Annotated in this window: 21 protein-coding genes; 14 read left to right on the forward strand and 7 right to left on the reverse strand. The window is 64.4% G+C overall.

Annotation, left to right across the window (positions count from 1 at the left end; genetic code table 11):
* Window positions 1–3: 3 nt before the first annotated feature.
* Window positions 4–789: an SDR family oxidoreductase gene (locus E4P29_RS19485; protein WP_135046788.1), complete on the reverse strand. Its 786-nt coding sequence runs from the start codon at window positions 787–789 to the stop codon at window positions 4–6.
* Window positions 786–1,766, reverse strand: a complete 981-nt coding sequence (locus tag E4P29_RS19490) for an NmrA family NAD(P)-binding protein (RefSeq protein WP_135046789.1) — start codon at window positions 1,764–1,766, stop codon at window positions 786–788. Before E4P29_RS19490 ends, E4P29_RS19485 begins: the two co-directional genes overlap by 4 nt.
* Window positions 1,767–1,884: 118 nt before the next feature.
* Here E4P29_RS19490 and E4P29_RS19495 point away from each other — a divergent pair, with 118 nt between their 5' ends.
* The 4 genes from E4P29_RS19495 to E4P29_RS19510 all read left to right on the forward strand — a co-directional run bounded on the left by E4P29_RS19495 (window position 1,885) and on the right by E4P29_RS19510 (window position 6,557).
* Window positions 1,885–2,514 (forward strand): TetR/AcrR family transcriptional regulator, encoded by a 630-nt coding sequence (locus tag E4P29_RS19495; protein WP_135046790.1) that lies wholly within the window; start codon window positions 1,885–1,887, stop codon window positions 2,512–2,514.
* Window positions 2,515–2,752: 238 nt separating this feature from the next.
* A complete protein-coding gene (locus E4P29_RS19500) occupies window positions 2,753–5,110 on the forward strand; it encodes a pyruvate dehydrogenase (protein ID WP_135046791.1) in 2,358 nt (785 codons plus the stop codon).
* A 148-nt stretch (window positions 5,111–5,258) separates the two neighbouring features.
* A complete protein-coding gene (locus E4P29_RS19505) occupies window positions 5,259–6,107 on the forward strand; it encodes a GAF and ANTAR domain-containing protein (protein ID WP_167735542.1) in 849 nt (282 codons plus the stop codon).
* A 237-nt stretch (window positions 6,108–6,344) separates the two neighbouring features.
* Complete coding sequence (locus E4P29_RS19510) at window positions 6,345–6,557, forward strand: hypothetical protein (RefSeq protein ID WP_135046793.1); 213 nt, start codon at window positions 6,345–6,347, stop codon at window positions 6,555–6,557.
* 13 nt (window positions 6,558–6,570) lie between these two features.
* On the opposite strand, the gene E4P29_RS19515 is transcribed toward E4P29_RS19510, so the two are convergent.
* Window positions 6,571–7,251, reverse strand: coding sequence for a TetR/AcrR family transcriptional regulator (locus E4P29_RS19515; protein WP_135046794.1), 681 nt, complete (start codon window positions 7,249–7,251; stop codon window positions 6,571–6,573).
* Between the two features lie 158 nt (window positions 7,252–7,409).
* Here E4P29_RS19515 and E4P29_RS19520 point away from each other — a divergent pair, with 158 nt between their 5' ends.
* From E4P29_RS19520 to E4P29_RS19540, 5 genes are read left to right on the forward strand one after another with little or no spacing between them, the layout of a single operon-like run.
* Window positions 7,410–8,612: a cytochrome P450 gene (locus E4P29_RS19520; RefSeq protein WP_135046877.1), complete on the forward strand. Its 1,203-nt coding sequence runs from the start codon at window positions 7,410–7,412 to the stop codon at window positions 8,610–8,612.
* Entirely contained in the window at window positions 8,609–8,806 is a 198-nt protein-coding gene (locus E4P29_RS19525) for a ferredoxin (protein WP_027495453.1), read from the forward strand. The genes E4P29_RS19520 and E4P29_RS19525 overlap by 4 nt, the downstream gene beginning before the upstream one ends.
* Entirely contained in the window at window positions 8,803–9,945 is a 1,143-nt protein-coding gene (locus tag E4P29_RS19530; protein ID WP_135046795.1) for an FAD-dependent oxidoreductase, read from the forward strand. Before E4P29_RS19525 ends, E4P29_RS19530 begins: the two co-directional genes overlap by 4 nt.
* Window positions 9,946–9,953: 8 nt before the next feature.
* The gene (locus tag E4P29_RS19535; RefSeq protein ID WP_135046796.1) at window positions 9,954–10,346 is read left to right on the forward strand and encodes a hypothetical protein; all 393 of its coding nucleotides are present in this window, start codon (window positions 9,954–9,956) and stop codon (window positions 10,344–10,346) included.
* A gap of 6 nt (window positions 10,347–10,352) precedes the next feature.
* A complete protein-coding gene (locus E4P29_RS19540; RefSeq protein ID WP_135046797.1) occupies window positions 10,353–11,111 on the forward strand; it encodes a 1-acyl-sn-glycerol-3-phosphate acyltransferase in 759 nt (252 codons plus the stop codon).
* A gap of 41 nt (window positions 11,112–11,152) precedes the next feature.
* On the opposite strand, the gene E4P29_RS19545 is transcribed toward E4P29_RS19540, so the two are convergent.
* Complete coding sequence (locus tag E4P29_RS19545; protein WP_167735543.1) at window positions 11,153–12,778, reverse strand: FAD-dependent monooxygenase; 1,626 nt, start codon at window positions 12,776–12,778, stop codon at window positions 11,153–11,155.
* Between the two features lie 132 nt (window positions 12,779–12,910).
* On the opposite strand from E4P29_RS19545, the gene E4P29_RS19550 reads away from it, so the two are divergent.
* From E4P29_RS19550 to E4P29_RS19570, 5 genes are all read left to right on the forward strand, one after another.
* Window positions 12,911–14,236 carry an MCE family protein gene (locus E4P29_RS19550; RefSeq protein WP_135046799.1) on the forward strand — a complete coding sequence of 442 codons (1,326 nt, stop codon included), beginning with the start codon at window positions 12,911–12,913 and terminating at the stop codon, window positions 14,234–14,236.
* Window positions 14,237–14,286: 50 nt separating this feature from the next.
* A complete protein-coding gene (locus E4P29_RS19555) occupies window positions 14,287–14,832 on the forward strand; it encodes a TetR/AcrR family transcriptional regulator (RefSeq protein WP_135046800.1) in 546 nt (181 codons plus the stop codon).
* A 106-nt stretch (window positions 14,833–14,938) separates the two neighbouring features.
* Window positions 14,939–16,528, forward strand: coding sequence for a GMC oxidoreductase (locus E4P29_RS19560; RefSeq protein WP_135046801.1), 1,590 nt, complete (start codon window positions 14,939–14,941; stop codon window positions 16,526–16,528).
* Window positions 16,529–16,548: 20 nt separating this feature from the next.
* Complete coding sequence (locus tag E4P29_RS19565) at window positions 16,549–17,841, forward strand: lipase family protein (RefSeq protein WP_245154406.1); 1,293 nt, start codon at window positions 16,549–16,551, stop codon at window positions 17,839–17,841.
* 258 nt (window positions 17,842–18,099) lie between these two features.
* On the forward strand, window positions 18,100–18,855 hold the full coding sequence (locus E4P29_RS19570; protein WP_167735544.1) for an EAL domain-containing protein: 756 nt from the start codon (window positions 18,100–18,102) through the stop codon (window positions 18,853–18,855).
* Between the two features lie 8 nt (window positions 18,856–18,863).
* On the opposite strand, the gene E4P29_RS19575 is transcribed toward E4P29_RS19570, so the two are convergent.
* Genes E4P29_RS19575 through E4P29_RS19585 form a run of 3 tightly spaced genes read right to left on the reverse strand, consistent with a single transcriptional unit; the run spans window position 18,864 to window position 22,009 of the window.
* Complete coding sequence (locus E4P29_RS19575; RefSeq protein ID WP_135046803.1) at window positions 18,864–19,475, reverse strand: methyltransferase; 612 nt, start codon at window positions 19,473–19,475, stop codon at window positions 18,864–18,866.
* 21 nt (window positions 19,476–19,496) lie between these two features.
* Window positions 19,497–20,489 (reverse strand): tripartite tricarboxylate transporter substrate binding protein, encoded by a 993-nt coding sequence (locus tag E4P29_RS19580; protein ID WP_135046804.1) that lies wholly within the window; start codon window positions 20,487–20,489, stop codon window positions 19,497–19,499.
* The gene (locus tag E4P29_RS19585; RefSeq protein ID WP_135046805.1) at window positions 20,486–22,009 is read right to left on the reverse strand and encodes a tripartite tricarboxylate transporter permease; all 1,524 of its coding nucleotides are present in this window, start codon (window positions 22,007–22,009) and stop codon (window positions 20,486–20,488) included. Before E4P29_RS19585 ends, E4P29_RS19580 begins: the two co-directional genes overlap by 4 nt.

Genomic DNA, 22,009 nt, shown 5'->3' on the forward strand with positions numbered 1-22,009 from the left:
AGTCTAGTGCAGCATTCGTGCGAGGGTCGGGAGTAGAACTCGTGCGGGGACGATACCCGCCATCGCCGCCTGAAGAGCATTGCGGCGACCGGAAATAACATGTGGCCGTGAACGTTTGGCGTCGAGTGCCTTCATGGCGGTGGCGACGACGTCGGCCGGTCTCTGGTAGGTACCGGTGGCTGTGGCCGAATCGCCTATGACGTCGAAGAATTCGGTGTGGGTGGGGCCGGGGTTGAGTGCGAACACTCTGACTCCATGTTGCGCTGCTTCGTACCACAGCGACTGGCTGAAGCTCAGCACGAAGGCTTTCGCGGCCGCGTACACGGCAAGAGTCGGGACAGGTTGGAATGCCGTCGTACTGGCCACATTGACGATGGTGCCTGCTGTACGGGCGATCATGTCCGGCAGGAACGCCGAGCAGATGTCCACGACCGCGCGGATGTCGACGGCGACGAGTCGCTCGAAATCGTCGGCGTCGCCGTCGACGAACGGTCCTTGGACCGCAAATCCTGCGTTGTTGACGATGAGGTCGATGCGCTCGGGAACGATGGCGCGGAGCCGCCGACCACCGGCCTCCTCCGACAAATCCCAGGGCACTGTTCGGCAGCGCACACCGTAGGTCGATTCGAGCTCGTCCGCCAGCGCTGTCAGACGATCTTCCCGTCGCGCGACGAGCACCAGATCGGAGCCGCGGGCGGCCAGCACGCGCGCGAACTCGGCGCCTATTCCGGAACTCGCGCCGGTGACCAGCGAGCGGCCCGGACGGTATCGACAAGCTCCAGGGCTCATCGGTCCGAGCGCCCGAGCTCGGCGGCCGAGCGGCGGGCGAACTCTTCGTACGAGGTGGGTGCTCGTCCGAGCAGGGTCGGAAGAACCGTCAAGTCTCCCGCGGGCAGACCATGGCGGTCGTAATGGGTCATCATCGTGCGGTACGCCTGACGTGCGTCTTCCGGCCAACTCTTCATGTCGCGGGGGTTCGACGCGGCCTGCGCACCGCGAACGAGGTGCCCGATCGAATTCAGTTTCGTCGATCGCACAGCGTGACCGATGACGGCGGGGAGTGCAGGCAGAACGTCGAGCGTGTTGGTCAGAGACGAGGGCGGGATGCGGATGGCGGTCACCGGATGGCCCAGCACGCGAGACCAGATCTCGGCCATCTGGTGCCGGGTGAGTTCGACCGTGGACAGGTCGTAGGTGCGGCCGATGTGCGGCGACGGTTCGATCAGCACGTTCGCCGCGGCCTCGGCGACGTCGGCGAGATCGACGACACCCATGACGCTGTCCGGTGACACCGGGTACGGCATGACGCCTGCCTGCAGGAACTCCCACACTTCCAGGTAGTTCTGCATGTAGTGCGACGGCCTGAGCACCGTGGTGGGGATTCCGCTGTCGCGGAGCAGGCCCTCGGCGATGTCCTTCTGGTGATGGTGTGTCAGCTGATGCAGGTCCGGATGGATGACGGAGTGAAACACGATGTGCTGCAACCCGCTTGCCGGCGTCGTTGCGATCAGGTGCTCGATGATCGGTCCTTCGTCGATGACCTGGGTCGGTGCCGCGTGATAGAGGACGTCGGTGCCGGCCAGGGCTCTGTCGAGCGTGTCGGGCGACCGCAGATCGCCCACGACGACCTCTGTTGCCCCGTCTCGACGGGTGGTCGCAGCCTGACTGTCGTTCTTCACGACAGCGCGGACGGGCATCTTCTGCGCGGTCAGCTGCCGGACGAGCAACCGTCCGATCCCGCCCGCGGCACTGGTCACTGTGATCATCGGACCTCCTCGATGGTGAGCGCGGCAACTCCGGCCCGGTTGCACATATTGCAGATGATCTGCACATAACGCAAGAGGTCGACGCAATAGCCGACTCGATCTGCATTAGTCTCGGACGGTGCCTTCGAACGACGTCGACGATGCAGAGCCGTCGCGGCGTGCCCGCCCACGTCGCGATCGCCGTCAGGCGTTGATCGACGCCGCGATCGAGATGATCTCCGAAGGTGCCAGCGCAGACATCAGTGCGGCGGCGATCTCGCGCAGAGCGGGTGTGGCGCACGGGTTGCTCTTCTACTACTTCACCGACAAGCAGGGCCTGGTGCAGGCTGCACTGGCCGACGTTCTGGGCAAGTTGTCCGACGCGCAGGGGCCGCAATCCGAAGAGCGGACCGTCCGAGCTCGGCTGGAAGGGTTCGTTCGACGGCACATCGAGTTTCTGCGGGATCACCGCGCGCTGTACCTGCGCGTAGTGCGGGAGGAGGAATTCGGCGAGGCCGGCGTCGAGAGCGCCCTCCGTCAGGCTCGCGCCGAGGGTCAGCGTCAGGTTGCAGTCCTGGCCGAACTCCCGGATCCGTTGCCGCCACTGGTCGCTGTCGCTATTTCGGGGTGGACCGGCTTCCTCGATCGAACCGCCGACGCCTTCTTCGAATCGGTGGATCTCGATCTGGACGAATCGGTCGCGCTGATCGTCGATGCATTCGAAGCCGTCATCGATTCTGCGACTCGTCGAGGTGCCGGGTCTCGGTGATCAGGTCGACCAGAATCTGCAACTGCGTGTTCGGGATATTGCGCAGAATGCCCAACCTGACTCACTTCTATTGCGCAGCCGGTCAAGCTCTGGTCGACTGACGCCGGTTGCATCACAGACGCGACTGACTCGGCGCTTCGCAATCCGAACGCTTGCCTCATGGAGTGACGCCGGCCCATCCGGTCCCGCCACGTCCACTCGATGCAATCTTTCGTCGCCTATTTCAGGAGTGCTCGCCATGACCAGCCTCAGCTCGACCACCGGCAATTCGACCGACGGAGACGCGGTCACCGGTGGGCGCGAAACCCTGCACGACATTTCCGAGCGGGTGCTGTGGCTGTCGACGTCGATGATTCACCACGCCAACCGAATCCGGCCCAATCCGACAGGTCTCAAGGTGGGCGGTCATCAGGCGTCGTGCGCGTCGATGGTCACCATCATGACCTCGCTGTGGTTCGAGCAGCTCGAAGCAGGCGACCGAGTGTCGGTCAAGCCGCACGCGTCGCCGGTGCTGCACGCCATCAACTACCTTCTCGGTGAGCTGGACGAGAAATATCTGACGACATTGCGCTCGTACGGTGGTCTGCAGTCCTACCCGTCGCGCGCCAAAGATCCCGATACCGTCGACTATTCGACGGGATCGGTGGGTATCGGTGCCACGGCTCCTATTTGGGGCGCAATGTCGCGCCGCTTCGTCGACTCCGCATTTTCCGAAGACGCTCCGAGCGGGTTTCGCGGCCGGCAGTATTCGCTCGTCGGAGATGCCGAGCTCGACGAGGGTGCCGTGTGGGAGGCCGTCATCGATCCGGGCATCGGTGAGTTGGGCGAGATCGTCTGGATCGTCGACCTCAACCGGCAGTCCCTCGACCGAGTGGTGCCGAACATCGCCGCGCGTCGCCTCGAGAAGATGTTCGACGCGGCAGGCTGGCAGGTCATCACCGTGCGTTTCGGTCGGCTGCTCGAGAACCTGTTCGCGCGTACCGGTGGTGACGCCCTGCGGCGTCGCATCCTCGACATGCCCAATCCCGAGTATCAGCGGCTGTTGCGGTGCTCGGCGACCGAGTTGCGAGATCGGTTGCCCGGCAACGGTTCCGATGCCGCGACGATCTCGGCGCTCATCGGTGACCTCGACGATCTGATTCTGACCGAGTCGATTCGCAATCTCGGCGGCCATGATCTCGACGCGCTGCGCGAGGCCTACGCGCAGATCGACGACACCCGCCCCACGGTCATCATCGCCTACACGGTCAAGGGCTTCGGGCTCCCTACGCAAGGGCACCCACAGAACCATTCCTCCCTGTTGACGATCGAGGAATATGCCTCACTCGCAGCGACTCTCGGCACGGATGCCGACTCGCCCTGGGGACGTTTCGACGACGCCACAGCGGCCGGGCAGTTGTGCGCCGATGTCGCCGAACGGCTGCGCCGCGAACCGGTGCCCGTCGCGGCACCGCCTGCAGTTCCCACCGACATCGGCCGGACTCCCAAGGGCACGGCCACGACACAGGCCGCGCTGGGCCGCACCCTGATCGACCTGACGCGTGAGGCCCCGGATGCGGCGCGACGCGTCGTCACGGTCAGTCCCGATGTCAGCTCGACCACCAATCTCGGCGGTTGGGTCAACAAGGTCGGCGTGTGGTCTTCGTCGGAGCGGCACGATTGGTTCGGCGACGATGCCGAAACCATCATGCACTGGCGTGAGGGTCCCACCGGTCAACACATGGAACTCGGTATCGCAGAGACCAATCTGGTCGGATTGATGGGTGAGCTCGGGGCGACGTGGAGCCGGTGGGGAGAGCCGCTGTTCCCCATCGGGGTGATGTACGACCCGTTCGTCGAACGCGCACTCGAACCGTGGTCGTACGGCATCTACGCGGGCGGTCAGTCGATTCTCGTCGGTACGCCGTCGGGTGTCACGTTGGCCGCGGAAGGTGGTGCGCACCAGTCGATCAAGACCCCGTCGATCGGTCTGGAGCAGCCCGGGTGCATCTCGTACGAGCCGGCTTTTGCCATCGACGTGGAGTGGACGTTGCTCGCCAGCATCGCCAAGTTGGGTCGTCCCGACGGCACCTCGGCGTACCTGCGCCTGTCGACCCGTCCGGTCGATCAGACGTTGGCCGACGTGCCCAGCGATCCGGCGGCCCGCGAACGCAGGCGCAAGCAGGTGGTGGCCGGCGGCTATCCGCTCGTCCGACGAGACGGAGCCACCGTCACGATCGCCGCGATGGGTGCGCTCATGCCCGAAGCTCTCGACGCTGCAGCACGTTTGGAGCGCATCGGCATTCTCGCGGACGTACTGTGCATCACGAGTCCGGGCCAGCTCTATCGAGCCGTCCAGGCGCGGCAGGGGCACGGCGACGCGGAGTCGTGGATTCTCGATCAGCTGTTGCCGGCCGATCGGGCGACACCGATGGTGACCGTTCTCGACGGCCATCCGCACACGTTGGCGTTCCTGGCCACGGTGAACCGCGTGGCGTCGACGTCGTTGGGCGTCAGCAACTTCGGTCAGGTGGGCTCTTTGGACGAGGTGTACAAGCATCATCACATCGACACAGATTCGATCGTCGGTGCCGCACTGGATGTCACCGGGCAGTAGTGCCCCGGGTGCTCACGCTCGGTGTCCGATTCATCCAGTTCGGGTTGACAGCGGGCGTACGGTTGTAACATTCGGCGAGGGCCAACGCCGTGGGGTGCTCGTTCACGGCGAAGGGTGTGATGGCCGCATCGTATGGGGGCGGGATCACGTGACCGATCGAATGTCCGAGGGACCGCCGGACGATTCGGCTGCCGAGAGAGCGGCCGCCGCCGCGTTCGACGAGCAGATCGCGGCGGCACTCCCGAGGCGATCTCACGTGCCGGGTGCGACGACGTATTTCGCGGAAGACACCTTCGAGGCGCTCGATGTGTTCCGCGGAATATTGCTCGAGCACAGCCGATTCGAGACTGTGCTGCAGGGCCTGTGTGAGCAGGCCGTGGTGGCAATTCCTGGGGCGGATATGGCGGGAGTTACCCTGCTGCATCATGATTCGGAGAATCCTGCCACCGCTGCATTCTCGGACGCTCGCGTGGTGGATATCGATGCCGATCAGTACCGAGCGGACGAGGGGCCGTGCCTCGAAGCTGCGCGCCACGATCGGATGGTGTGCGTCCGAATCGACGAAGTCATTACTCGCTGGCCCGCATTCGCAGCCGCAGCGGCAGACATCGGAGTGCAGAGTTACCTGTCGGCACCGCTGGCCGTCGACTCCGAGCATGCAGGCTCGCTCAACATCTACGGGTTCGATGCCGATGGCTTCAACGATATCGACGAAGTGGTGGTGAAAATGTTCGTCACGTCGGTCGAAGCGGCAGTATGGAATTCCCGGCACACGGCGGAGGCGAAGCAGGAAGTGGTCGGTCTTCGAGCGGCGATGGCGACCAGGGCCACCATCGAGCAGGCAAAGGGCATCCTGATGGCAACGCAGTCGATCAATCCCGAGGCTGCATTCGCCGCGTTGGTGCAGCAATCGCAGCGAGAGAACACTCGAGTTGCCGTGTTGGCGGCCCGGATGGTCGATTCCGTCGGCCGACGGCAGGATTCCGAAGGGCCGTAGAGTCGGGGTCACACGGTCCACCGAGCATCACCAATGGTTCAGCGAAGCCGAACGATCTGCATCACCGAAGGTCGAGAAGGTCAAGGCCCATGACGGACACTCCGATTCACGACGAACTTCAACATTTTCTCGACATCGACACCGGCGGGGGGAGTCGGAAGACCGAGCCGGCTGCTCGGGCAGTCCCGGCACCGGTACCTGTGCACGGCCCACCCCGACACCAGAGGGCCTGACGGCATGGCCACGGCGCAAGAGAAACAAGACGCAGCACTCGCCGTCTATCGGCGCGCGAAGGAACACGAGCAAGGGCTCGCGGATGTACGTGGGCAGACCGACGTCGATGTCCCGTTGGTAGTCGGCGTCGACGATGCCGAATTGCAGGGCGCGGTCGAGGCCGACATGTCGGCGCAGGAGGCCCTCAGTGTGGCCCCCAGGGCCGTCGACGACTAGAGCCGTACGCGGATCAGCTTTCGCCGCCGTCCCGGACGGACGCCGTGGGTACCACGGCCGCGTGGACGTCGCCGCTGTACGACGCCGGCAGTGGACTACTGCACAGTGTGCGAGCCTCGTCGGTCGATATGCCGAGTGCGCGGAGCACTCGCTCGGTCGTGCCGTCGACCGTCGCCGCCTCGTCGCGGTCGGGTTGTGCCAGGAGCAGGCGGCCCATGGAGAGCAGTGAACCGGCGACTATCGCGAGGGCGAGATCCGGATCGTCGACGTCGAATCTTCCCTGCGCTGCGGCCGATTCGATATCGCGACGCGACCGTGGTGCCAGGCCGCCCGCTGCGGCGAACGCGGCGGCCTCGGAGTTGAGCAGCACGCGGCTCAGTTGCGGTTCGAGGCGGAACAGGCGCCCGGACAATCTGAAAGACTGGGTGAACTTCTCGACCGGATCCTCGAAACCGACGGTGAGCGAATCGAGGTAGTCGCCGACGGACTCGAGAGCGGCGTCGATGGCGGCCTGCCACAGTTCTTCTTTGCTCTCGAAGTAGTTGTAGAACGATCCGTTGCTGACGTCGGCGGCCTGCGTTATTTCGAGCACGGGTGCGTTGGTGTTCCCGTTGGCGAGTAACCCTTGCGCGGCCTGGATCAGCGCGGCTCTGGTGCGTGCCTTGCGGCGCTCGACGCGGTTGCCTTCGGTCACGATCTGCTCCTGCTCTGCGATGTCGAGTGCAGCCTATCGCGAATCAATGATGACGAATTCGTCAAAAAACCTTGACGTACGGCCGTGGCATGAGTGACGATATCGTCAACACCTTGCGACGGCAGGGGAATCGACTTCCGGCGGCACCGAAGGACCTCATGACGACGAACGCGACGATCCCGCAGTACCGCACCGATCTGTACTCCACCGATGCGATCCTCGACCCGTACCCCCATTACGCCCGGCTACGCGCCCTCGGTCCGGTGGTGTGGCTGCCGCGCCAGCAGGTATTCGCCGTCCCGCGTTACGCGGATTGCAAGGCCGTGCTGCTCGACGACGAGACCTTCATCTCGGGGGACGGAGTGGCGCTCAATCCCGTCGCCAATCGGCTCGGCCGCGGAACGACACTGAACAGTGACGGCGACGAGCATGCGACCAAGCGATCGGTGCTCGCGCATCGACTCACTCCGAAGGCCGTGCGCAAGATGAAAGCGGCTGTGGAGGAAAAAGCGAACAGCATCGTCGACGCGGCACTGAGCAAACAGTTCGTCGACGGCGTGGACGATCTCGCGACAGCCCTGCCGATGTCGATCGTGCCCGATCTCGTCGGGTGGCCGGAGGACGGCCGAGAGGATCTACTCCGTTGGGCCGGCGCGACATTCGACTCCCTCGGCCCCGTCAACCGGCACTCGATCACCGCCGTCAAGGGTGCCGCCGAGATGCTCGCTTTCTCGCGGCGCGTGGTGCGAGATCGATCGGTGATTCCCGGGAGCATGGGCGACGATGTCCTGAAGGCCGCCGACGACAACAAGATTCAGAAGTCGGCCTGTCCTGCGCTGATGATCGACTACCTCGGTCCCTCGCTCGATACCACCATCGGGGCGATTTCCGGCGCCCTGGACCTGTTCGCCCGGCACCCCGAGCAGTGGCAGGCGATCAGGCAGGACCCGGACTTGATACCCAATGCGATCAACGAGGTCGTTCGATACGAGTCGCCGATCAGAGCATTCTCGCGTCGTGCGGTCCATGACGTCGAGATCGACGGATCGCGAATTCCGAAAGGTGCTCGCGTACTGGTCGTCTATGCGTCGGCGAACCGCGACGAGCGTGAATGGAACAACCCCGACACCTTCGACATCACCCGTGACGCGGCGCGTCAACTCGGCTTCGGATCCGGTGTGCACGGGTGCGCCGGTCAGGGGCTCGCCCGCCTGGAAGCCCAGACCATGCTCCGGGTGCTGGCGCAGCGAGTCGAGAAGTTCGTTCCCACAGGAACACCCGTACGAGCTGTCAACAACGTCATTCATCGATACGAACGGTTGCCCCTGAAATTGGTGGCAGCAGAAGGGACACAGCCATGAGGATCGACGTCGATTGGGATCGCTGCGAGGGCCACGGCATCTGTGCCGAACAGGCACCCAAGGTGTTCAGCCTCGATGACGAGGGCGAACTGCACTACGCCTTCGACGGCAACGACATTCCCGACGACCTCGCAGCCTCGGCCCGGTCTGCGGTCGGCGTGTGCCCGGTAGCGGCACTGCGAGAACAGGCGTGAGCTCTCTCGAGAGCAGGATCGTCGTCGTCGGAGACTCCATAGCCGCGTGCACGGCAGTCCGCGAACTGCGGGCCCGCGGCCACGACGGTCCACTGACCATGATCGGGGCCGATGCCGACGGTTGCTATGCCCGGCCGCCGTTGTCCAAGCACGTCCTGAAAGGTGAAGCGGCCGAGGCGGAAACGTGGGATCTCTCCGACCTCGGCCTCGAGACTTACGGTGATCGGGCCGTATCGGTGGATACCGAAGATCACGTCGTCACCACTGCTGACGGTACTCATGTTCCATACGATCGTTTGATCATCGCTACCGGAGCGGCCGCACGTCGCATCGCGGCTCCCGGGCAAACGGGCGAGACGGTGCTCCGTACCTTCGACGATGTTCGGGCACTACGCCCGAAACTCGATGCGGCGCAGACGGCAATCGTCGTCGGGGCCGGATTCCTCGGCATGGAGGTAGCCAGTGCCTGCGTCTCTCGCGGAATCGCGGTCACCGTCGTGGACGTCGACCCTCCGTTGAAACGGCTAGTGGGTAGCTACCTGTCCGACGCGATTACCGCGCGTGCCGAGGCCGCGTCGGTCGAGTTTCTCCGCGCGGACAGCCCGGTTACGTTGACGGGCAACCCCGTCACCGGGATCGAGTTCGCGGGCCGCACCCTCGACGCCGATGTGGTGGTCACCTGCGCCGGTGATGTGCCCGAGACCGAATGGTTGAACGGCACCGGGATTGCCGATGATCGAGGTGTTCCCATCGACGAGCGCTGTGCCACAGCAGTTCCCGACGTGTTCGCCGCAGGCGACGTCGCGTATTCACGTGCCGGTTCCGGCCGAGCTTCGTTCTGGTCGAATGCCGTCGCGCAGGGCAAGGTAGCCGCGGCCTCCGCGCTCGGCCTCGAACCCACGTGTGCGCCTACCGACGACTACTTCTGGACCGAGATTCTGGGACTGTCCATCAAGGTCGTCGGGCCACTCCCTCTGCAGGGAGAACCCACCGTCCTCGGAGGATCCGTCGACGACGGATCGGCGCTCCTGCAGTGGCACCACGACGACGGCCGCACGACCGTCGTTGCCTACGGCATGAAGAAGGCCGTCGGCCTGCTCAGACGGCTTGCTCGTGACTCCGCTGTTCCCACTACGTAAGGAATTTCATGGCTTTCAGCTTTGAGTCCGGTCTGGTTCGTCGTCTTCCCGAGGCGGTCGGGCTCGCCCGGGCAGCGATCGGAATCGCCCACATGGTGGCACCCACTCGCGCCAACGAACTCCTCGCCGGGCCAGATGCGGCGGTGGCGACGACGCGAGCTGCGGCTCGCACCTTCGGAATTCGTGAAATCTACATCGGCGGCGGCCTGTACGCGGCAACTCGGTACGCGCCGAAGGCCGTGCGCACTCTGCTGCGAGCAGGTGTGGCCGTCGACGTCTGGGACACCGCGGCGTTCGCGCTCACCGCTCACCTGCCGCAACGAACGAGAACAGCCGGCTGTGCAATTGCCGGAGGCTTCGTGATCGCCGGCGCGCTGGCGGACCTGCAACTGGACCGGTAGTCGGCGGTGGACAACTTCGCTCGAGTCGTTCGCGCGACGAGTATCGGTGCCGTTCGCCTCTACAACCGATTGGAAGTGACCGTAGCGCAACCGGTTCCGGACACCCCGGTGCTGTTCGTCGCCAACCATGGGTTCGGTGGAGTCATCGATCTCAACGTGTTCGCATTCGCGGCCGCATACGACGAGCTCGGTATCGATCGTGAATTGATCACGCTGACCCACCAGATCGCGTGGACTCTGCATGCCGAAAAGCTGATCGAACCCTTCGGTGCCAGGCCCGCAAGCAAACAGACGGCACTCGAAGCGTTCGAGGAGGGCCACAACGTCCTGGTGTTTCCTGGTGGAGATGTCGATGCGCTCAAGGCATGGAAGCACCGCAACGAGATTCTCTTCGACGGGCGTACCGGGTACGCCCGGTTGGCGATCGAGGCGGGGGTGCCGATCGTCCCCGTCGTCACGGCAGGAGCAGGGGAGTCCCTGCTGGTACTCGGCAGCGGGAAGCGATTGGCGAAGGCGCTGAGGTTGAACAAGGTACTGCGGCTCAAAACGTTTCCGCTGACGGTGTCCATTCCGTGGGGCGTCAATCTCGGTCTGGTTGGGCTTCTTCCGTACCTGCCGCTGCCCACCAAACTCGAAACGACGGTGCTCGCACCCATGCGCCCCGAGGCCGACGATACGGCCGAGGAGTTCGCAGTGCGGGTGCACTCGGCTATGCAGGCCGAACTCGACGAACTGACGAAGGATCGGCGACCCGTCATCGGATGACGTCGAAATCGTCGGCATTCGATGACGGCCCAACGGCCGATTCAGGCGTATGTCGAGAGCTTTGCCCCGCCGACTACCGACGCCACTCGTTGGTAATCGTCCGCGGTGATGTCGCGATCACTGCAGTAGATGAACCTGTCGGGGCGAACCAAAAATCCGCTTGCGCGAGATCTACGCATCTGACGCGCCACGACGCCTTCGCTGTCGACATAGTGTCCTGGCTCGACGGTGTGAGTGGCTACGGCAGAGGCGTATTCGAGTTTCACCTCGCGCACGCCGGCCTCGGCGAGCGCGCGGGGGATGGGCGCGGAGGGAAATCCGATCCAGGTCCAGCTGTTGTCCAGGATCGTGTCCAATCTGACCGGGGCCAGATCGGAGCCCACCACCCATGGCTGGCGGATGAAGGTGCCGCGAGGGCTGCGTAGTCGGGTGTTCGCGGCGAAGAAGCCGCCCTTCGTGCCCAGTTCGTAGCGAGGCTTGAGTCCATTCGTCGTGATGACCCTCCCCAGGCCCGGGGCTTTCATGGCTGCTCGAATCACGCTGTCGCGCAGACGCACCGCAGTAGGGTTGCCGAGCATCACCAGCTTGCCGATGCGCAGTGAGAATGCGGTGAGCTTGGTGACGTTCGGTCGGCGTTCGGGCTCGTAGGTGTCCAACAGGCTCGGGTCGGCCTGAACGTTGAGCACTGCGTCGAGCTTCCAGCACAGATTGGCAACGTCACGGACCCCGGACGAGACTCCCTGCCCGGCGAAGGGCGGCATGATGTGCGCGGCGTCGCCCGCGAGGAAGACCCGTCCCTTGCTCCACTTCTCGGCCTGCCGGATGTGGAAGGTGTATCCCCAGCTCCGGTAAATCTCGACCTGGTCGTAGTCGATCCCGCGTTCTGCGAGCAGGCCGCGTAGGCCCTCCTCGGTCTGCAGCTGCTCGACGGTCTCGCCCTTGTTGACCCTGAACTCGACGCGGTGGTAGCCCATGGGGCACGGGCAGTCGACGCCGGGACGATGCGGGTTGGAAATGAAGGTGAAGTCCAGCGGGGCGTCGACGGGCAGGTCGTACCAGGCTCGGAGCTGGATGTCGAACCAGGGTTCCTCGATGTGTTTGCCGGGCAACGCAATTCCGAGGAGCTTACGGATGGAGCTGGAGCCGCCGTCGCAGGCGATCACGTAACGTCCGGTGATCTGCCGATCCGGTCCGCCCTCGGCAGGGCGAAGAGTGACGGTGACGGATTCCTCGTCCTGCGACAGATCGATCGCGTCGTATCCCGGCATGACCGTGACGGTGGGGAAGCGTTCGATCCCCTGGCGCAGAACACGTTCGAGCTCGGGCTGATGGTAGTAACACATTCCGGGCACGCCCTGCCCATGACTCTGCGACGACGTCATCGACAGGAACGTTCGATCGCCGTTCTTGAAATGCACCCGGACGTCCGAGGACATCGTGGCCAGCATCTCGTCGAACAGGCCGAGCCCCTGCCACACCCGGTGCGCGTCCTCGTCCGACGCGATCGCGCGTTGGCGCGGATAGATGGAGATATCGCGCTCCACGATGGCCGTCCGGATTCCGCGCTGCCCCAGGAGGTTGGCTGCGGTGGCACCGGTGGGACCGAACCCGATGATGACGACATCCACGTCGAGAGCAGGGCTGGCGCCACCGTTGTTGCTGGTCATGTGGTTCCTCGAAGTAGGCGGGAGCGTGAAGCTCGGGGGCGACGGCACTTGACTGACGGTACCGCCATGCGTGACGATACCGTCAATCGCAAAGGAGTATGGCATGAATCACTCAGACCGCACCACTTCGTCATGATCGAGTCACGCCGGCGCACGACGACCGTTCCACTCGGTGCCGTGTTCTTCGTTCTGCTGGCGGTCTTCATCGGTTGGTCCGTCACCAGGTACGACGGAACATTCGACGACGCTGTCGACGTCGATGTGGTCTTGAACTCCGCGGGCAATTCGTTGCCGCTCCGCGCGGACGTCAAGGTGCGTGGGGTTCTGGTGGGGCATGTCGATTCGACGTCGGTTCGCGACGGGGCTGTCGTCGCACACCTGGCCATCACGCCGTCGTTCGCTCCGATGATCTCCGCGGACGCGACCGCGCGATTGCTCCCGAAGACTTTGTTCGGTGAGCGTTACGTCGCCTTGAATGTTCCTGTCGGCCCGGTGGACCCGGTCGTCGACGGATCGGTGCTCGAGCAGGACGTGAGCGGCAACGCCATCGAGGTCGGAGTTCTCCTCGACGGACTGCAGCCCCTGCTCGAGGCAATTCCGCCACAGGATCTGGCCAGTACCCTCGGTGCCCTCGCCCAAGGTCTGTCCGGAAGGGGCGAGCAGATCGGGTCGACGATCGACCGCCTCGAGAACATCTTCGAGCAGCTGAATGCCGACATGCCCGCTTTGCAGGACGATATTCGCGGGGTCGCCGACCTCGCCGACACATACTCCGATGCTCTTCCGTCCTTGGTGAATGCGTTGGACAACTTCCGGGCTACCGGCAACACCGTTGTCGAACGACGGCCCGCCGTCGACACGCTGATCGCGTCATTGACTTCGAGCAGTTCGACCACAGCGGACTTCGTGGCTGCGAACTCCGACGACGTCATCAGCCTGGCAGCGGATTCTCGGGAAGCGCTCGAAACCCTCCAGGAGTACATCCCCACCGTCGAGTGCTTCCTCGACCAGATCGTCGCGGTGGTACCGCAGATCCCCGAAGTCCTCGAAACGGACGGCGACTTTCCCGGTATTCAGGGAACAGCCGAGTTCGTCAACCCCAAGGGGCGATACCTACCCAACCAGGACGAGCCGCGATTCTTGGACGATCGACCGCCCAGGTGCCTACCGAGCCCTCCGGTAGGGGAGAACATGTCACAGTATTCCGGCGGCTCCTTCAACGACGGTGCGTATCAGGTGCCCTCACGTAATCCCGGTCCTCAGGGAGGCGGCGAACCCACTGCTCAGAACGTCGCGTTTCCTGCCGCGTCCGCGTCGTACGCCGGCTCGGATGTCGAGCGGGAGACTCTGGCCGTCGTCTACGCAAACCGATCGGGCGTGGAGCCTTCGCGAATTCCCTCCTGGACAACACTGTTGGGTGCACCGGCCATGCGAGGCAGTCAGATCGAACTGCACTGATGGGACGTGGGTGGCGACGCGGCTGTGCGGGAGCGGTCATACTCGGAACCATGCGTTCGAAGCAAAAGATTCTCGACGCCACACTCGGTCTCATTGCCGAGGGTGGATTCGAGGACGTCACCATTGCCGCGGCTGCGCGTGCCGCGGGCGTGACGCGGCAGACGGTGTACTCGATTTTCACCACCCGTGAGGACATGATTTCCGAGGCGATGGTCGGACTCGTCTTCGCAGTCCTCGGTGGCATCCGTGAGAGCGCCGATCGAGCCGAAACGCCGTCCGAGTTCGTCGTCGAGATGATCGTGTCCGCCCGCAACGTCGTTCGCGGCGAGCCGGTGCTCAACACGTTGCTGCATTCGGGTAATGCGAATCCCTTGTTCGATCCGGACGTCGTGGATCGAGCCGAGCCGGTGGCTCGTCAATTCCTCGATGGCTACATCGAACGAAACCCGCAATTCGATTCCACCCTGTTCGACGGTATCGAGCGAATGCTCATTCGAGTGGCGCTGTCGGTCATCCTGTTCGACGACGCGCAGATCAGCGACGACGACGGTCTGCGGGCGTATCTCCGGCGCTGGCTCTGCCCGCTCCTGTTCTGACAGCAACCTCTAAAACTTGACACCGGATCCCACTTCTGTCTAGTTTTGCACCGCACCTGCACGTGATGCATGTCTCGATGCGCTGCAACACATCCTTGGGGGACTCTTGTCGAACTTGAACCGCCGGTCATTCCTCGGTGCAACCGCGGTGGCGGGCCTGGCCGCAGTATTGGGATCTGGGCAGGCCCGAGCATCCAGTGGGCGGCGTTCCCAGATCCCGCTCACCCGCGAGGACCATCGCGTGGTCATCATCGGATCGGGGTTCGGCGGGGGCGTCGCCGCGCTACGCCTGGCCGAAGCCGGTGTGCCGGTGCTGGTGCTCGAGCGCGGAAGGCGCTGGCCGACAGGACCGAATGCCGACACCTTCCCGCGGGCCACGTCGCCGGACAAGCGCATGCTGTGGTTCGGCTCGAGTCCCAATCTGTTCGGTAGGCCGGTCCCGTTCGACCCGTACGTCGGTTTGCTCGAGGCGGTGCCCGGAGACAACATGACGGCCCTGTGTGCTGCCGGTGTCGGCGGTGGGTCGTTGGTCTATCAAGGTATGACGTTGCAGCCGGCGCAGTCGGTGTTCGAGGAGTACTTCCCGGCCGGGCTCGACTGGTCGATGCTGGACCGAGTGCACTACCCGCGTGTGGCGCGGATGCTCCAGCTCGAGGAGGCTCCCGACGAACTGATCGACACGCCCAATTACCTTGCGGCGCGGGCGTTCGCGGCCAACGCGCGGCAGGCAGGTCTGCCGGTCTCGAAGATCCCGATGCCGATCGACTGGAATTTCGCCCTCGACGAGACGCGCGGGGTGATGGCACCGTCGTACACCGACGGATCCGGTGCGTTCGGAGTCAACAACGGTGGCAAGCACTCCGTCGACGTCACCTACATCGCGGCCGCCGAGGCTACCGGATTGGCCACGGTAGCCGCGCAGCACGACGTCACGAGTATCGAACGCGGCGTCGACGGCCGTTGGACGGTCCATGTCGACCGAATAGATTCCGATGGAACGGTATTGGAGAACAAGATTCTCACCACCGGAGCGCTGATCATGGCGGCAGGCAGTCTGAACACCACCAAGCTACTGGTGCGCGCCGGTGCCACCGGAGGGATCTCGGACCTGCCGGACCAGCTCGGGCAGGGCTGGGGCACCAATGCCGATCGCATCTACGTGTGGTCGAGTATCGAACAGCAATTCGGCGCACCACAAGGTGGCCCGGTGGTGTACGGCAGCCTCAACTGGGACGACCCGAGTACTGCGCACACCGTCATTCAGGCATCGATACCGCCGTTGTCGTTCGATGCCCACAGTACGATGCTCGTCGGTTACGGAGTCAGCCGCGGCCGCGGACATTTCGGTTACGACTCCTCCGCCGACCAGGTGCGCTTGCATTGGCCGGCCAACGGCGACAGCATCATTCAGGACGGATCGATCGATCCGACGGTGCGTCGCATCGCCGGATCGGGCAGCGTTCTCACCGATACCAACGCGCTGTTCCCCTCGACCTGGCATCCGTTGGGTGGGGCCAACATGGGCGCGGTGTGTGACCTCGACGGTCGCGTCCACGGTCAGCGGGGGCTTTACGTCCTCGACGGGGCGCTCATGCCCGGCACCGCCGCAGCGTGCAACCCATCCATGACCATCGCCGCACTGGCCGAGCGCGCACTGGACAACATCGTTGCCGATGACATCGGCTCCGTTATCTGACCCCCACCAGAAAGAGATCGATGCATCTGTACCGCAACATGATCGGCGTCGCAGTCACTGCCGTGCTCGCGTCCTCGGTGGCCCTGCTCGGAGCCCCGGCTGCGCAAGCCGACCCCGTCGACGATTTCTACGTTCCACCGGCACAGATCGTCGACGACCCCGGTGCCGTGCTGCGGACTCAGCCGATGTCGCTGTTCGCGGCGCTGCCCGGTCCGGACGGTGTCTACCCCGTTCAGGCGAAGCGGGTGCTGTATACGTCGCGCACGCAGGATGATTCGCCGGTGGGGGTGTCGGGGGCGTTCATCGAGACCGAGGTGCCGTGGCGTGGGGCCGGTCCTCGGCCGACCATCGTCGTCGCACCCGGCACGGTGGGCCAAGCTGATCAGTGCGCTCCCTCCCGTGCGTTCCCGACGACGGTCAATGCTGTGACGCAGCCGTTGTCGATTTCCGCGAACCAAGAAGCGTTGTCCTCCACACTGTGGGGTTCGATGGGTGCGAACGTCTTCGTCACCGACTACATCGGGTTGGGAACACCCGGCGTGCACACCTACGTCAATCGTGTCGAGCAGGCTCATGCGGTTCTCGACGGTGCCCGCGCCGCGAACGAACTTCTCGGTGATGCCGATGCGCCCGTGGGTATCTGGGGCTACTCCCAAGGTGGTGGAGCTGCAGCCGCGGCGGCCGAACTGGCCGCGGAGTACGCGCCTGAGGTGAACCTGAAGGGCACATGGGCCGGAGCTCCTACAGCGGACTTGCTCGAGGTGTTGAAGACCGTCGACGGCACGCTGATCGGAGGCGTGATCGGCTACGCCCTCAACGGTTTCGTCGAGCGAGATCCGAGCTTGCTGCCGCTGATCGACGAACGACTGACCGATCACGGCAAGGCGGTGCTGAGCGATCTGTCGACGCAGTGCATCGGCGACACCATCCTGAAGTACCCGTTCCTACGTACCGAATCGTTGACAATCGACGGTAAGTCGATGCTCGACAACCTGGGTGCCATTCCGCAGGCGGGGCCCATCCTCGAGGCGCAGCGGATCGGGCGCAGTACCCCGAACGCGCCGGTGATGATCACCAGCGGAATCAACGACGACACCGTGCCGTACGGTCAGGCCCGGCAGTTGGCCCAGGACTGGTGTGGGCGAGGCGCCACGGTCGAATTCCGAACCAACCCGTTGCCGCCGATCCTGCAGGGTGCGGTGTTGCCCAACCACTTCGGGCCGCAGCTGATCGACGGATACGGCGGTGCCGCCGCGACGTTCCTGATGGATCGGTTCGCCGACGTCCCCATGGCAATATGCTCCATCGACTGAGGGGCGATCGCAGGCGTTGGCGGCTGGTGCGGCAATTCGTACTCCGGCATCGCTGTCCCGCACGCCTGAGCGTCGAGCAACGCGCCGCTGACTATGTCGCGATAGCCGAGGCGTTCGGGGCCTTCTGGCCTCGCGACACGCGGCGAGTTCGTTCGCTGATCGCTAGTTTCGGGGATCGGGACCCGGATGCCGTCGTTGCTGCGATGTGCCCGGTTGCGGCTCCGGTTCGGCTTCATCCGGTGGTGCGGGTGTGGAACCGTGCCGTCGACTAGGCCTGCCTCGACCCCGCTGCGCTCGACCCTGCTGCGGTCGCGGCGTCGAGTGGAGACCGTGATCGCCGGCGGTGGTCCCGACATCGTCTTTCAGCCGATCGTCCGTGCACACGATGCTGTGATCGAGGGATACGAGGCCCTCTCGCGTTTCCCGGCGGGCGGAGGTGACACCGAGGCGTGGTTCGCCGATGCAGCGCACTGCGGCCTCGGGCCTGCTCTGGAAAGGTCTGCGGCGGTGAAGGCCCTGGCGGAATCGGCGCGGCTGCCGGACGGGTATTTCGTTGCGGTGAACCTCAGTGCTGCAACGCTACTGGTCGATGCTGCATTGGTGAACGAACTTCTCGATTACGGCCGACAAAGACCACTGGTTGTCGAGCTGACCGAACACGGTGCCCTCGACGACGAGGACGCGGTGGTGGCTGTCCTGGGCGAGCTCAAACGCGGCGGCGTAGCCGTCGCGGTGGACGATGTGGGATCCGCATATGCAGGTCTGCGGCAGCTCGTCGTGCTCGAGCCGCAGATCATCAAACTCGATGCGTTCGTCGTCCACGGCATGAAAGGGCACAAGGTGAAGTCGGCCATGGCCGAACTGGTGCTCGAGTTCGCACGAAGGACCGAGGCCAGGTGCGTGTTCGAGGGCATCGAGACCGATGACGATCTCGAGGCGGCCACGCTGATCGGGGCCGATCTGCTGCAGGGCTACCGAATCGGTCGCCCTGCAGCGGTGGATCTGCTTGTCTGAGGCTGTGTTCAGTGGCTGCGGGCCGAGAAGCTCTCCCGCTTCGAGGCCTCACGTGCCACCACTTCTTCGGCGGCGACGATGACGTCGTCCACATCGGCGCTCTTGACGACGACCACTCCGTCGGCGTCGGCGACGATGATGTCACCGGGGGAGACGACGACGCCCCCCAGCGCGACCGGCTCGTTCAGTCGGCCCGGCCCATTCTTGTAGGGACCTGCCGGTGTGACACCGCGCGCGAAGACGGGCAGACCCAACTCGGCCAAGGCATCGGCATCGCGCACGGCACCATCGATGACGAAGCCTGCGATACCGAGCGACTTGGCGCGAATTCCGATGAGATCGCCGATGAGGGCGCGGGTGTCGTCACCCGATCCGTTGACCACGATGACGTCGCCGGGGCGGGCATCGTCGAGAGCTTTGTGGATGTAGAGGTTGTCGCCCGACCGGGTCCACACGGTGTAGGCCCGGCCGGTGACGGCTGCTCCGGCCCAGATCGGTCGCAGGCCTGCGATGATGCCGAAGCGTTCCTGGGCATCGCCTACGTTGGCTGCGGGCACGCGGGAGAATCGGTCGATCATCTCGTCGGATACGGATGGCGCTGAGTATGTTTCGGTGCTCATGATGCGAATGCCTTTCGGATGTTATTGCTGGTCGGCGAGCAGTTCGGCGATGATCGGTTCGATCTGGGTTTCGCGCTGTTCCCACAAGGTCGCGACGTCGGCCCCGGTGACCCAATCGGGCTGTGTCGCTGCGCCGGTCAGCTTCTCGGCGACTGCGGGGTCGGCGAGTGCAGTCTCGAGGGCATTCTGCAGCGTGGTCATCGTTGCGTCCGGCGTGCCCGCGGGGGCGCTGATGGCGAAGTTGTTGGTCATGAACGGGGCGTCGTATCCCTCGCTCGCCAGCGTCGGTACGTCGGGGATGAGCTTGTTTCGCTCCTCGGTGAGTACCGAGAGGATGTTGACCTCACCCGAGGCGAACTGGCCGTAGAAGCTCGAGACTCCACCGAGGGCGAAGTCGGTTTCGCCGGAGACCAGAGCCGAGATCTTGTCGGCTCCACTGTTGTAGTGAACGATGTTGAAGTCGAGGCCCAGGGTGTCTTCGAGGGTGCGCAGGTTGACGTGGTCGTCGCCCGCGCGGGAGTCGGTACCCACTGTGATGGTGCCGGGGTTGGCCTTCACTGCATCGAACAGTTCGCTCATGTTCTTGTAGGGGCTGGACTTGTTGACCCCGATCACGATGTCGTTGGACGCGAACGATCCTATGGGCGCGAAGCTTTCGCGATCGAACCCGGCCTTCTTGCTCGGGTCCAGGTATCGCCCGAGGATCGACGGGATATTCGTGAAGCCGATGGTCTCGCCGTCCGGCTTGGCGTTGGCCAGGTAGTTCAGGCCGACGACCTGGCTACCGCCTTCCTTGTTGACTACCTTGACCGGCACGCCCAGTTCGGTCTCCATGGCGGGGGCCATGATTCGGGCCAGAATGTCGTTGCCAGCACCGGCGGCGGACGGGACGACCCATTCGACGGTGGCTCCGCTGCGCGGAAAGGGTGCACCGGAATCGGTTGTGCCGCCACTGCAACCGGCGATCAGGGCAGCGGCGGAGATGGCTGCGACGAGGGTGGGCAGTGTTCTCATGAGACGGACTCCTTGATGGGCTGGGTTCGGGTGGCGCGGCGGGAGAGGATACGAGCGAGGACGGGGCGCAGCATTCCGAACAGAACGGCTGCAATGAAGACGAGCAGGAGAACCTTGTTGATCGGGCCTTCGACGAAGACGCCGTAGTCCCCGCGAGAGAGCGAGAGTGAACGCTGGAAGTTCTCCTCGAGCAACGGCCCGAGGATGAGAGCCAGCACCAGTGGAGTCAGCGGAATCTTGGTGAGGTGGAACAGGTATCCGATGACGCCTGCGCCGAGCATGATGAAGATGTCGAAGACGCTGCCGTTGATGCTGTAGACGCCCAGGAACATGAAGGCCAGGATCATCGCCATCAGGTAGTGGAACGGGATCTTCAGTACGGCAATCCACAGACGAACCAGGGGCACGTTGAGAATCAGCAGGATGATGTTGCCGACGAGGAAGCTGGCGATGATGGTCCAGGCCACTTCGGGGTTGTCGCGGAACAACAGTGGGCCGGGGATCAGACCGTTGATGGTGAAGGCGCTGGCCATGATGGCAACGGTGGCGGAGGTAGGGATGCCGAGGGTGAACAGTGGAATCATCGACGACAGTGCGAGCGCATTGTTGGCCGATTCCGGTCCGGCGACACCCTCGACGGCACCCTTGCCGAACTGTCCGGGACGCTTGGTGAGCTTCTTCTCCATCGCGTAGGAGGCCAATGAGGTTGCGGCACCTGGAGATCCGGGGAGCAGGCCCATGAAGAAGCCGATGACCGATCCCCGCATAGTCGGTCCCGCGGACCTGGTGATGTCCGTCTTGGTGGGCAACAGCTTTCCGACGGCGAGCGGTCGACGGCCGGCACCGCCCGCCGAGCGGGCCTGGATGAGGATTTCGGTGAGTCCGAAGCAGCCCATGACGACGGCCACGAGTGCGACGCCGTCGAACAATTCCGGCATGCCGAACGTGAATCGCTGGATGCCCTGGCCGGAGTCGATGCCCACCGACGCGATCGCTAGGCCGAGCCCCACACTGATCAGTGCTTTCGCGGGGTTGTTGCCCGAGAAGCTGGTGATCAGGGCCATGCCGAGCAGTGCGACGAGAAACAGTTCGGGAGCGCCGAATTCGAGTGCGAATCGGCTGAACGGGGCGACGACGACGAATCCGACGACGCCGACGAGCCCGCCGACGAACGACGCGAGGGCGGCAACGACGAGGGCGGGTCCACCGCGTCCGCTCTTGGCCATCTCGTAGCCGTCGAGCGTGGTGGCGATGGACGACGCCTCACCGGGAATGCGGAGCAGTACTGCGGTGACGGTGCCGCCGAACGCCGCTCCGTACAGAATCGCGGCGAGCATGATCAGCGCTGTGGTGGCGTCGAGCCCGAACGTTATCGGGATCAGCAGCGACACCGCAGCGGCGGGGCCGAAGCCGGGCAGCACACCGACGAGCATGCCCAGTACGCACCCGAGAAGTGCGAACAGTAGATGTGTAGGCGTGAGGACGTTGACGAAGCCTGCCATCAGATCGGGAAAGCCCAT

It is taken from the genome of Rhodococcus sp. 1R11 (genome assembly GCF_004563845.1).
In the GTDB taxonomy this organism is placed as follows: domain Bacteria; phylum Actinomycetota; class Actinomycetes; order Mycobacteriales; family Mycobacteriaceae; genus Rhodococcoides.

Bases quoted from the DNA above. Each gene is read 5' to 3' on its own strand.
- E4P29_RS19545 (WP_167735543.1), bottom strand. From the start codon at position 12,778: ATGACCAGCAACAACGGTGGCGCCAGCCCTGCTCTCGACGTGGATGTC.
- E4P29_RS19510 (WP_135046793.1), top strand. From the start codon at position 6,345: ATGGCCACGGCGCAAGAGAAACAAGACGCAGCACTCGCCGTCTATCGG.
- E4P29_RS19565 (WP_245154406.1), top strand. From the start codon at position 16,549: ATGCATCTGTACCGCAACATGATCGGCGTCGCAGTCACTGCCGTGCTC.
- E4P29_RS19535 (WP_135046796.1), top strand. From the start codon at position 9,954: ATGGCTTTCAGCTTTGAGTCCGGTCTGGTTCGTCGTCTTCCCGAGGCG.
- E4P29_RS19525 (WP_027495453.1), top strand. From the start codon at position 8,609: ATGAGGATCGACGTCGATTGGGATCGCTGCGAGGGCCACGGCATCTGT.
- E4P29_RS19550 (WP_135046799.1), top strand. From the start codon at position 12,911: ATGATCGAGTCACGCCGGCGCACGACGACCGTTCCACTCGGTGCCGTG.
- E4P29_RS19500 (WP_135046791.1), top strand. From the start codon at position 2,753: ATGACCAGCCTCAGCTCGACCACCGGCAATTCGACCGACGGAGACGCG.
- E4P29_RS19555 (WP_135046800.1), top strand. From the start codon at position 14,287: ATGCGTTCGAAGCAAAAGATTCTCGACGCCACACTCGGTCTCATTGCC.
- E4P29_RS19520 (WP_135046877.1), top strand. From the start codon at position 7,410: ATGACGACGAACGCGACGATCCCGCAGTACCGCACCGATCTGTACTCC.
- E4P29_RS19580 (WP_135046804.1), bottom strand. From the start codon at position 20,489: ATGAGAACACTGCCCACCCTCGTCGCAGCCATCTCCGCCGCTGCCCTG.
- E4P29_RS19490 (WP_135046789.1), bottom strand. From the start codon at position 1,766: ATGATCACAGTGACCAGTGCCGCGGGCGGGATCGGACGGTTGCTCGTC.
- E4P29_RS19485 (WP_135046788.1), bottom strand. From the start codon at position 789: ATGAGCCCTGGAGCTTGTCGATACCGTCCGGGCCGCTCGCTGGTCACC.
- E4P29_RS19585 (WP_135046805.1), bottom strand. From the start codon at position 22,009: ATGGGCTTTCCCGATCTGATGGCAGGCTTCGTCAACGTCCTCACGCCT.
- E4P29_RS19575 (WP_135046803.1), bottom strand. From the start codon at position 19,475: ATGAGCACCGAAACATACTCAGCGCCATCCGTATCCGACGAGATGATC.